Source organism: Nonomuraea sp. B12E4 (genome assembly GCF_039871825.1).
Lineage (GTDB): Bacteria > Actinomycetota > Actinomycetes > Streptosporangiales > Streptosporangiaceae > Nonomuraea.
The window spans coordinates 168597-179673 of sequence record NZ_JBDPME010000015.1 but is presented as its reverse complement, the minus strand read 5'-3'; the positions used below and the strand labels follow the sequence as shown (position 1 = coordinate 179673).

At 70.4% G+C, this 11077-nt stretch carries 7 protein-coding genes; 6 read left to right on the top strand and 1 reads right to left on the bottom strand.

Translation table 11 applies throughout. From position 1 onward, the window contains the following. Window positions 1–637: 637 nt before the first annotated feature. Together ABGB18_RS30050 and ABGB18_RS30045 are read left to right on the top strand one after the other, a co-directional pair. Window positions 638–3148 (top strand): DNA topoisomerase IV subunit A, encoded by a 2511-nt coding sequence (locus tag ABGB18_RS30050; RefSeq protein WP_347698987.1) that lies wholly within the window; start codon window positions 638–640, stop codon window positions 3146–3148. 575 nt (window positions 3149–3723) lie between these two features. Further along, a complete protein-coding gene (locus ABGB18_RS30045) occupies window positions 3724–6756 on the top strand; it encodes a glycoside hydrolase family 3 N-terminal domain-containing protein (protein ID WP_347698986.1) in 3033 nt (1010 codons plus the stop codon). 203 nt (window positions 6757–6959) lie between these two features. Here ABGB18_RS30045 and ABGB18_RS30040 read toward each other — a convergent pair whose 3' ends face one another. After that, window positions 6960–7331, bottom strand: coding sequence for a VOC family protein (locus tag ABGB18_RS30040; protein ID WP_347698985.1), 372 nt, complete (start codon window positions 7329–7331; stop codon window positions 6960–6962). Window positions 7332–7384: 53 nt separating this feature from the next. On the opposite strand from ABGB18_RS30040, the gene ABGB18_RS30035 reads away from it, so the two are divergent. From ABGB18_RS30035 to ABGB18_RS30020, 4 genes are all read left to right on the top strand, one after another. Further along, the gene (locus tag ABGB18_RS30035; protein WP_347698984.1) at window positions 7385–7948 is read left to right on the top strand and encodes a thioredoxin family protein; all 564 of its coding nucleotides are present in this window, start codon (window positions 7385–7387) and stop codon (window positions 7946–7948) included. Between the two features lie 196 nt (window positions 7949–8144). Further along, window positions 8145–9164: a sugar ABC transporter substrate-binding protein gene (locus ABGB18_RS30030; protein ID WP_347698983.1), complete on the top strand. Its 1020-nt coding sequence runs from the start codon at window positions 8145–8147 to the stop codon at window positions 9162–9164. Further along, entirely contained in the window at window positions 9161–10102 is a 942-nt protein-coding gene (locus ABGB18_RS30025) for an ABC transporter permease (RefSeq protein ID WP_347698982.1), read from the top strand. Before ABGB18_RS30030 ends, ABGB18_RS30025 begins: the two co-directional genes overlap by 4 nt. A 78-nt stretch (window positions 10103–10180) precedes the next feature. Next, window positions 10181–10984: an SAM-dependent methyltransferase gene (locus tag ABGB18_RS30020; RefSeq protein ID WP_347698981.1), complete on the top strand. Its 804-nt coding sequence runs from the start codon at window positions 10181–10183 to the stop codon at window positions 10982–10984. The last annotated feature ends 93 nt before the right edge of the window (window positions 10985–11077 follow it).

Below are 11077 nucleotides of genomic sequence, written 5' to 3'. Positions count from 1 at the left end.
CGCCGATGTGGCCGATGTGCTCGGTCGCGGGGATGAAACTCGGTCACGACGCCTCCGGAGGCCAGGGAGGTGGCCTCCGTGCCCAGAACGTGATACCCAGCAACTGCTTGGCCGACGAACTCCTCGCGCGACGACACGCCGCCCCTTGATCGAACAAGTATGCGAGAAGCCGCGCGGATCGAGTATCCTCTTGACTTCGACAGGATGTTCGATCCGGGTCATCGGGATTACCCGGCCAGACCCGGCGTGACCAGGTCAGTCATCGGCGAGGAGGTGCCCGTACCTTATGGGCGAGAAGCCCTGTCCCGCGCCCGCGCGGCGGTGGAGACCGCCGTCCCCGACGAGCACGGCCTTGATCCCGCAGGCGTCCGCCGAGGCACATGCGACGCTCTGGATACATCAATGGGGACCTGGCTCGTGCCATCATTCCCAGGGGCGAACACGTCGGAACCCATACCGGTCGCGTGGCCGCGCGCCTCTGGGCGTCACCGAGTCGCGACCGGGACGGGGTACGTTGACACCCCACACGCCGATCTGACGCTGCTCCAGCGGGCTGACGGCTACCGTTACAGCACAAGCACAGAAGGAGGATGCGCTTCCCCTCGGCGCGACGGCCGAGGCAGCCGCGCAGCACAAGATGGCCCGACGCACGACTGCACCCCCGCCTGAGGATTTCGAGGAGCGGATCGTCGACATCGACGTCTCCTCCGAGATGCGCACGAGTTACCTCGAGTACGCCTACTCGGTTATCTACCAGCGCGCCCTGCCCGACGCTCGTGACGGACTCAAGCCGGTGCAGCGGCGCATCCTCTACTCGATGAGCGAGATGGGCCTGCGCCCCGACCGTGGGCACGTCAAGTCCTCGCGCGTCGTCGGCGACGTCATGGGTAAGCTCCACCCCCACGGCGACTCCGCCATCTACGACGCTCTCGTACGCCTGGCGCAGCCCTTCTCCATGCGCCTCAACCTCGTCGACGGGCACGGCAACTTCGGCTCGCCCGACGACCTGCCCGCCGCCATGCGTTACACCGAGGCCAGGCTGGCCCCGGCGGCGATGCTCATGGTCGAGTCGCTCGACGAGGACACCGTCGGCTTCAAACCCAACTACGACGGCCAGGAGACCGAGCCCGGGGTCATGCCCTCGGCGTTCCCCAACCTGCTCGTCAACGGCACCAGCGGGATCGCGGTCGGCATGGCCACCAACATGGCCCCGCACAACCTCGCTGAGGTCGTGGCGGCCGCCCGCCACCTGATCAAGAAGCCGGACGCGACGCTCGACGAGCTGATGCGGTTCGTGCCGGGTCCCGACCTGCCGACCGGCGGCTCGATCATCGGGCTGCAGGGGGTCAGGGACGCCTACGAGAGCGGGCGTGGCACGTTCCGCATGCGGGCCAAGTGCGCGGTCGAGCAGATCACCCCGCGCCGCAAGGGCATCGTCGTCACCGAACTCCCCTACAACGTCGGCCCCGAGCGGGTCATCACCAAGATCCGCGAGCTGGTGACCAGCAAGAAGCTGCAGGGCATCGCCGATCTCAAGGACCTCACCGACCGGCACAAGGGCCTGCAGCTGGTCATCGAGATCAAAAACGGCTTCATCCCCGAGGCCGTCCTGGAGGAGCTCTACCGGCTGACGCCGATGGAGGAGACCTTCGGCATCAACAACGTCGCCCTGGTCGACGGCGAGCCCCGCACCCTGGGCCTGCGAGAGATGCTGCAGGTCTACGTGGACCACCGGCTCGAGGTCGTGCGCCGCAGGACGGAGTTCCGGCGCCGCAAGCGCGAGGAGCGCCTGCACCTGGTCGACGGCCTCATCATCGCCCTGCTGAACATCGACGAGGTCATCCAGGTCATCCGTTCCTCCGACGACTCGACCCATGCGCGGACGCGGTTGATGGAGGTGTTCGAGCTGACCGACATCCAGGCCTCCTACATCCTCGACACGCCGCTGCGCCGCCTGACCCGATACGACAAGCTGGAGCTCGACCGCGAGAAGGAGACGCTGACTGAGGAGATCGCCGCGCTCTCCGAGATCCTCTCCTCCGAGGCCAAGCTGCGCCAGGTGGTCTCCGGCGAGCTGGCCGACGTGGCCAAGAAATACGGCACGCCGCGCCGTACGGTCCTGCTGGAGTCGCCGGGCGTCACCCGCACCGCGGCGATCTCGCTCCAGGTGGCCGACGACCCGTGCCTGGCGCTGCTGTCCTCGACCGGCCTGCTGGCCCGCACCGGCGACGCCACGCCGCTGCCTGGCGAGGGCGATCGCGCGGCGCACGACGTGCTGGTGTCGGTCGTACGGACCTCCGTACGCGGCGAGGTCGGCGTCGTCACGTCGCTGGGCCGGCTGATCCGGGTCCAGGTGGTGGACCTGCCGACACTGCCGCCCTCGGCCAACCCTCCGACGCTGTCGGGCGGCCACCCGGTCTCCGAATACGTCTCGCTGCAGCCCGACGAGAAGGTCGTCGGCCTGAGCTCCCTCGATCCCGACGGTCCCGGCCTGGCCCTGGGCACGGCTCAGGGGGTGGTCAAACGGGTGGTTCCGGACTATCCGGTCCGTGACGACTTCGAGGTGATCGCCCTCAAGGACGGCGACCACGTGGTGGGCGCTGTGGAGCTGGTGTCCGAGGCCCACGACCTGGTCTTCATCTCCTCCGACGCCCAACTGCTGCGTTACCCGGCCGTGCTGGTCCGCCCGCAGGGCCGTCCGGCGGGCGGCATGGCGGGCATCCGGCTCGACGACGGGGCCAGGGTGATCTGGTTCGGCGTCGTCGACTCCGAACGTCCCGCGCAGGTGGTCACGATCGCGGGCTCCTCGACGGCCCTGCCGGGCACGCAGGTGGGCGGCGGCAAGGTCTCCGACTACGCGGACTTCCCCGCCAAGGGGCGGGCCACGGGCGGGGTGCGGGCCCAGCGGTTCCTGAAGGGCGAGGACGAGCTGCTGCTGGCCTGGGCCGGCCCGGCCCCGGCCAAGGCGGTCTCGGCGGTGGGCAAGCCGGTGCCACTACCGGACGAAATAGGCCGCAGGGACGGCTCAGGTGTCCGCCTCACCCACACCATCGGCGCCATCGGCGGCGCCCTCGCCTCCGACTCCGCGTCCCTGACGCCGACCCCCACCACCAACTCGGAGCCGATCGAGGAACCCGACGAGGACTAACACCCCCACGGCCTCTCGCCGCCGGCTTGAACTGGGGTCGCAGGGGGTGTGGGTCGTGGCGGGCCTGGGCCTTGACGGGGGTGTGGGCCGTGGCGAGCCGATCACAGCGCGCGGGTGCGCCGCCACGCCTCGGTCCAGGGGTGGACGCGGTCTCGGAGCGCCGCCCGGGCGGTCTTGGGCCGACCGCCCGGGCAGTCTCGTGCGCACCTCTCAGGCGGCCCTCGTGGGTACCACCCAGGCGGTCAAGGAGGCGCACGTAACGGTGATCAGCCCTGTGCGGGTCAGCGAGCGTTTTCCTGGAGGCCCTTGCCACGTGCGGCGGGTGGCGGCCGGCTTGGCTCTGCCGTAACAGATAGAGCTTTCGAGCGCGTCAGCGAGCGTTTTTCCTGGAGGCCCTCAGCCACGTGCGGCGGGCGGCTTGGCTTTGCCCCAACGGATGGAGTTTTTAGAGAAAGGGACCGCCAAGCAGCGGGAACAGCGTCGTCGGGGGCTGTTATGAAAGGTGCGGTATGGCCGATCGCACCTGGGAGTGCGCTCTCCCGACTGGAGGCACCGTGTTCCGATCGAGGCCCCCCATGTGGACCGCCCTCGCCACCCTGATCACGTCTCTCGTCGTCGCCCCGCCCGCAACGGCCGCCGCCGAGCCGCTCACTATCACCGACTTCACGTCGGGTGGCGTGCCCACCGGCGTCCACGCCTGGGGCAACGACGCGGCCTCCATCCCGGCTCTCACCACGGAACCCGCCACCGACAGGCCGGGCGCCCCGCCCGGCAACCGGGCGCTCAGGTCCGCCTTCGCCATCAGCCGGTGGGGCGGCTGGTCCCACGACCTGTCCGCCCCCCAGGACTGGACCCCCTACGAGGGCTTCTCCTTCTGGGTGAGAGGCGCCGGCTCAGGCCAGCGGATCTTCTTCGAGGTCAAGGACGGCGGCGGCGGAGCGGGCAAGGCGGAGCTGTTCGAGTCGTCGTTCACCGATGACACGGTGGGCTGGCGGCAGGTGCGGGCGCCGTTCGCCGGTTTCACCCGCCGCACAGACCACCAGCCCGGCGGCGCCCCCACCGACGGCGAGCTCGACCTGGTCGCCATGTGGGGCTACGCGATGCGCCTGCCCACCGGCACCGGCACCCTGATGTGGGACGAGGTCCAGGTCTACGGCACGGCGCCGCCGCGACCCGTGCGGCTGTCCACCGACGCGCCCGTCTACCCGGTGGACGAGCAGGGCCGGGCCGAGGTACGGGTGACGATCACCACCACCACCGGCGCCCCGCTCACCGAGGACCTGGCCGTGGACTACCGCACCGGCGCCGGCACCGCCACCCCGGGCGCGGACTACACGTCCGCCCAGGGCACGCTGACGTTCCGGGCGGGTACGGCGTCCGGCGCGAGCAAGGCGTTCACCGTCAGGACGAGCCAGGACGGGCAGGACGAGGTAGCCGAGACCATCCCGATCGAGTTGTCGGGCCCGGGCACCAGGCCGCCGGCCGAGGCCCCGGTCGTCGTGATCAACGCCCACGGCCTCCCCTACCTGAACGCCCGCCTGCCGGTCAAGAAGCGCATCGCCGACCTCCTGGGCAGGATGACGCTGGAGGAGAAGGTCGGCCAGATGACGCAGGCCGAGCGCGGCGCGCTGGCCAGGCAGAGCGACATCGCCACCTACCTGCTCGGCTCCCTCCTGTCCGGCGGCGGCTCCGCGCCCGCCCGGAACACGCCGCGGGCGTGGGCCGACATGGTCGACGCCTACCAGCTCCAGGCGCGGCGGGCCCGCCTGCAGGTGCCGCTGATCTACGGCGTGGACGCGGTGCACGGCCACAACAACGTGGTCGGCGCGACGATCTTCCCGCACAACGTCGGCATGGGCGCCACCCGCGACCCCGAACTGGTCGAGCGGCAGGGCGAGATCACCGCCAGGGAGGTCAAGGCCACCGGCATCCCGTGGGACTTCGCGCCGTGCCTGTGCGTGTCGCGTGACGACCGCTGGGGCCGGGCGTACGAGTCGTTCGGCGAGGACCCGGCGCTGGTGAGCCGGATGGCCACGATCATCGACGGGCTGCAGCAGAACGGCGTGCTGGCCACCGCCAAGCACTATGTCGGCGACGGCGGCACCGAGTACGGCTCCTCCACCAACGGCGACTTCACCACCGACCAGGGCATCACCAGGACCAGCCGCCAGGAGCTGGAGGCCATCCACCTGGCGCCGTTCGCGGAGGCGGTCAAGCGCGGCGTCGCCACCGTGATGCCGTCGTTCTCCAGCGTCGACCTCGGCTCCGGCCCGCTCAAGATGCACGCCCAGGACGCGCTGCTCAACGGCGTGCTCAAGGACCGGCTCCGTTTCAAGGGCTTCGCGATCAGCGACTGGCAGGCCATCGACCAGATCCCCGGCGACTATCCGAGCGACGTGCGCACGTCGGTCAACGCCGGGCTCGACATGATCATGGTCCCGTACGCCTACCCGGCGTTCACGAGCACGCTCAAGGCCGAGGTGGAGGCCGGACGCGTGGCCAGGAAGCGGGTGAACGACGCGGTCAGGAGGATCCTGCGGCAGAAGTTCCGGCTGGGGCTGTTCGAGCGCCCGTATGCCGACCGCTCCCGCCTCGGTGAGGTGGGCTCGGCGGCGCACCGGGCGGTCGCCCGCACGGCCGCGGCCAGGTCGCAGGTGCTGCTGAAGAACGCGGGCGGCCTGCTGCCGCTGCGCCGCGACGCCAAAGTGTACGTGGCGGGCTCGAACGCCGACGACCTCGGCAACCAGGCCGGCGGCTGGACGATCACCTGGCAGGGCTCGTCCGGGCCGATCACCTCCGGCACCACGATCCTGTCGGCCATCCGCTCCCGCGCGGCCGGCGTGACCTACTCCCGCGACGCCTCCGCCGACCTGGCCGGGCACGACGTGGGCGTCGTCGTGGTGGGCGAGACGCCGTACGCCGAGGGTCAGGGCGACGTGGGCCGCGCCGGCCGCACGCTGGACCTGTCCGCCGCCGACCGGGCCGCGATCGAGCGGGTCTGCGGGGCCATGAAGTGCGCGGTCCTGGTGGTGTCCGGCCGCCCGATGGTGCTCGGCGACCTGTCGGGGATCGAGGCCGTGGTGGCCTCCTGGCTGCCCGGCACCGAGGGCGACGGGGTGGCCGACCCGCTGTTCGGGGCGGTGCCCTACACCGGGCGGCTGCCGTTCACCTGGTTCCGCTCGGCCGAGCAGCTTCCGATCAACGTGGGCGACGCGGCGTATGACCCGTTGTTCCCGTATGGGTGGGGGCTGCGTACCGACCGCGGGCAGGACCGGCTCAAGGCTGCACGCGGCAGGCTGACCGGCGGCGACAACCTGTCCAGGGCCGCCGCCTCGGAGCTGACGCCCGCCCTGCAAGACCGCAACTGGCACGCCGACGGCTCGGCCCGCGACACCGGCCCCGTCCTGGACGCCCTGGGCACGGCCGCGTCCCTGCTCGAACGCTCGGAGACCGACGCGTACGCCGTCGGCGACGCGCTGGTCTCGGTGGCCAGGGACGTCGCGCAGCGCGCCGGCAAGCGGCCGGACCTGCAGGCGGCGGCCGACCACGAGCTCGCGGCCGGCAACCTCAGGAAGGCGGTGGACCTGCTGATCCAGTCCACCCGCTGACCCGGCTGGGGGACCGGCGCCGGCCGGTCCCCGCCACCCCACTCTCGAACCAGCACCCCCGCACCCCCACACACGAACTCACCCCGCCAGACCAGGCCCTATCAGACCAGCCCCCATCAGACCAGCCCCCGTCAGACGAGGTCCCGTCAGACGAGGTCCCGCCAGACCAGGCCCCCGCCCGTCCCCGGGTGCGGCGGCGGCCGTCAGTCCCGGCAGAGGCAGAACGGATGGCCGGACGGATCGAGGAACACCCGGAAGTCGCCCTCCACGCTCGGCTGGTGCCCGTGCTTCACCGCCCCGATCTTGATCGCCTGTGCCTCCGCCTCGTCCAGATCCTCCACGGTCACGTCGAGGTGGAACTGCTGGGGCCGGCCGGGGTTCGGCCAGTCCGGCGGCTGGTGGTCGGGCGCGAGCTGGAAGGCCAGCCGCATCGGCGACCCGCCGTCGCTGACCACGACCCAGTCGTCCTCGACTGACGTGATCGGCCACCCCAGCAGGTTCGAGTAGAACTCGGCCAGCCCTTTCGGGTCGGCGGTGTCGAGCACGATGCTCCGGAACGCGGCGATGCCACTCATCAATTCACCTCTCGACTCGTTTGCCGGCCCGCCCGGGGACGACAATTGATGCCATGGCTGCCAACTCGTTCATGGTTCCACTGGGGACTGCCGCGCCCGCCTTCGACCTGACCGCCATCAACGGCGGCAGTGTCTCGCTGGAAGACCTCAAGGGCTCGCCCGCGACACTGGTGATGTTCCTGTCCAACCACTGCCCCTATGTGCGGCACATCGAAGACGGCATCGGTGCCCTCGCCAACGACTACGGCGCCAGATTGTCGGTCGTCGCCATCTGCAGCAACGACGCCGTGAACTACCCGGACGACGATCCCACGCACCTGGCGGAGCAGGCCGCCAGGGCGAGATTCCCGTTCCCGTACCTGCTGGACGACACCCAGGAGGTGGCCAAAGCCTACCGAGCGGCCTGCACCCCCGACTTCTTCCTGTACGACGGGCAGTTGCAGCTCGTCTACCGGGGCGAGTTCGACGGTGCCAGGCCGGGCAACTCCGTCCCGGTGACCGGCTCGTCGCTGCGCGTGGCCATCGACGCCCTGCTGGAGGGCGACCCGGTGCCCGAGGAGCAGATCCCGTCGCTCGGCTGCGGCATCAAGTGGAAGCCCGGCAACGCTCCCGCCTGAGACCCGAGCTCGATGTCCGGAAATACGGGTCATCGGTTCCGAAACCCGGGTTTCGCCGCCTGAAACCCAGGCTTCCCGTCCGAAACATGGTTCTCCGGCCGCTCGTCGGCCGGAGCGGCCTCCCCGGTCTCCCCGTTTCTCTATGATCACAGGCATTCTGCCCCGTGAGTCCCCGAGGATGCCGAAGGAGACCGCCATGGTCGCACGATGGACCGCCTTACCCGTCCTGGCGGCGGTGGCCCTGCTGACCACCGCGTGCGTCAATCCCGCCGACCGCGGCACCGCCACGTACAGCTCCACGCCGGCCCCGGACACCGCCGGGCCCAAGCGCATCGGATTCTTCGGCTTCGCCAAGGCCAACTCCTTCTCGACCGCGACGTTCGCCGGGATCGAGGAGTACGCCAAGGCCAACAACGCCACCGCCGAGTTCCTGGACTCCAACTTCGACGCCCAGGCCCAGGTCCAGCAGCTCCAGGACGCGGTGACGGCCAAGCGCTTCGAGGTGTTCGTGGTGCAGGCCAACGACGGCGCGTCCGTGGTGCCCGCGATCCGCTCGGCCGTGCAGGCCGGAATCTCCGTCGTCGTCCACTTCACCCCCGTCGGCAATCGGTACGACACCGCCGAACCGCAGGTGAACGGCACGATCACGCTGGTGGACGTGCCCACGGTCAACGGTGAGGGCCTCGGCAAGCTGGCCGTCCAGGCGTGCCAGAGCAGGAAGCTGGACCCCTGCGAGGTCGGCTACTTCGAGGGCCTGAAGGCACTGCCGCTGGACAACGCCCGCACCCAGGCGGCCATCGGCGTGCTGGAGGGCGCGCCGGGCGTCGAGGTGAAGGCCCGGCTTGAGGGCGGTTACACGCAGGAGAGCGGGCGCAAGGCCATGCAGGACGTGCTGCAGAAGGACCCCGGCATCGACGTGATCATCGGGGCGTCGCAGGCCATCCTGGGCGCCGAGGCGGTGGCCAAGGACAAGAACATTTTGTACATCGCCAACGGTGCCTCCCGGCAGACCGTCACGGCGGTGCGGGAGGGACGCTGGTACGCCGCGTACTACCTGCCGGTCAAGACCCTCGGTGCCAAGGCCGCCGAGCTGGGCCTGAACAAGGCGCTCGGCAAGCAGGTGCCCACCACGAACCTCGCGACCGATCTCGACCCCGGCAAGGCCATGGGGACCAAGGAAGCGCTCGCCCAGGTGACCGGCGAATACGACGAATGACGACGCTCCGCCTGCGCGACTACGGGATCGTGCTGGCGGTCGCCGTGCTCGTGGTGGCGCTGTCGCTGTCCACGGACACGTTCCTGACCTCCGGCAATCTCGTCAACCTGCTGGACCAGGCCGTCGTCGTCGGGCTGCTCGCGTGCGGCATGACCCTGTGCGTGATCTGCGGCGTCTTCGACCTGTCGGCCGGCGCGGTACTCGCGGTGAGCGCCATCGTGGCGGTGATCGTCACCGAGCGCGCCGGGGTCCCCGCCGGGTACGCGGCCGCCGTCGCCACCGGCGGCCTGCTCGGCGCCCTGAACGGCGTGGTCGTGGTGCTGTCGCGGGTGCACTCGTTCATCGCCACGCTGGCGCTCGGCATCGTGCACCGCGGCCTGGCCCTCGTGATCACCGGCGGCGCGATCGTCTATCCGGGGCCGGAGCGGCTGGCCGCCTTCCAGTCGCTGAGCTGGCCCACGGTGCTGGGCGGCGTCACGGCCTCGTCCCTGCTGCTGGTGGCGGTGGCCGTGGTGGCGACGGTGCTGCTGTCGTGTACCGCGTTCGGGCGGCGCGTCTATGCCGTCGGCGGCAATCCCACGGCGGCCTGGCTGTCGGGCATCGGAGTGGGCAGGGTCCGCGTCGCGGTGTTCGCCGCCGGCGGGGTCTGCGCGGCGCTGGCCGGCCTGGTGCTGGCCGCGCGCGGCGGCTCGGCCCAGGCGGACATGGGCACGCTGCTGGAGCTCACCGCCATCGCCGCGGCCGTGATCGGCGGCACGAGCATCCTGGGCGGCCAGGGGGCCGTCTGGCGGGGCATGGTGGGTGTGCTGATCCTGACGCTCATCGGGAACGGCTTCAACCTCCTCGGCTGGAACTCCACTTATCGGCCGATCGTCGAGGGGCTGCTCATCCTCACGGCCGTCAGCACTGATTACGCGCTCAGGCACCGCCGGGATTAGCAGGAAAGATCAACAAATGAGAGTCATGCGCGTTAACATCTGGTCCAAGCAGCCAACGGTGCTTACTGAAGGGCCGAGATGACCAACCCCTCGCGGGTCCCGAAGGGGATCAACCCGAGCATCCCCAACGCAGCGCGCATGTATGACTACTACCTCGGCGGCAAGGACAACTTCGCGGTCGATCGCGAGGCCGCGGAGAAGATCATGGCCCTGGGACCCAGCAGGGAGATCTGCCTGGCCAACCGCCGCTTTCTCGGCCGAGCCGTCCGTCATGTGACCCAGCAGGGCATCGACCAGTTCATCGATCTGGGCACGGGGCTGCCCAACCAGAACAACGTGCACGAGGTCGCCCGCAAGACGCACCCGGAGGCGCACGTCGTCTACGTGGACTACGACCCCGTGGTGATCGTGCACGCGCGGGCCCTGCTGGCGGGCACCGACTCGAACATCACGATCGTGCACGCCGACGTGCGCGAGCCCGCGACGATCCTGGACCACCCGGAGACCAAGCAACTGATCGACTTCACCAAGCCGGTGGGGGTGGTGTTCCTCGGCCTGCTGCACTGCCTGACCGACAAGGAGGACCCGTGGCAGGTGGTCGCCGACTTCCGCGAGCGCATGGCGTCCGGCAGCGCGCTGATCATCTCCCACCTCACCGACGACGCCCACCCAGAGGTGGGGGTGGCGGCCAGGGAGGTGTACGAGAAGGCCGACGCGCCGCTGGTCCACCGCAGCCATGAGCAGGTCTCGCGCATGTTCGACGGGTTCGAGGTGCTCGATCCCGGGGTGACGCACGTGGCCGACTGGCGGCCGGACGAACTCTGGGAGACCGAACTGGCGGGCAGCGAATGGTGGTACGTCGGCGTCGGCCGCAAACCTTGACCACCCACGCCGGCAGCCCGGTCACCCCGGCACGCCCTCACCGGCCACGGCCGGGCCGGGCACGATGCACCGGCCCTGGCCGGACCTCATGCG

Coding starts and splice junctions, on each gene's coding strand:
- ABGB18_RS30050 (WP_347698987.1), top strand. CDS start 638: ATGGCCCGACGCACGACTGCACCCCCGCCTGAGGATTTCGAGGAGCGG.
- ABGB18_RS30045 (WP_347698986.1), top strand. CDS start 3,724: ATGTGGACCGCCCTCGCCACCCTGATCACGTCTCTCGTCGTCGCCCCG.
- ABGB18_RS30040 (WP_347698985.1), bottom strand. CDS start 7,331: ATGAGTGGCATCGCCGCGTTCCGGAGCATCGTGCTCGACACCGCCGAC.
- ABGB18_RS30035 (WP_347698984.1), top strand. CDS start 7,385: ATGGCTGCCAACTCGTTCATGGTTCCACTGGGGACTGCCGCGCCCGCC.
- ABGB18_RS30030 (WP_347698983.1), top strand. CDS start 8,145: ATGGTCGCACGATGGACCGCCTTACCCGTCCTGGCGGCGGTGGCCCTG.
- ABGB18_RS30025 (WP_347698982.1), top strand. CDS start 9,161: ATGACGACGCTCCGCCTGCGCGACTACGGGATCGTGCTGGCGGTCGCC.
- ABGB18_RS30020 (WP_347698981.1), top strand. CDS start 10,181: ATGACCAACCCCTCGCGGGTCCCGAAGGGGATCAACCCGAGCATCCCC.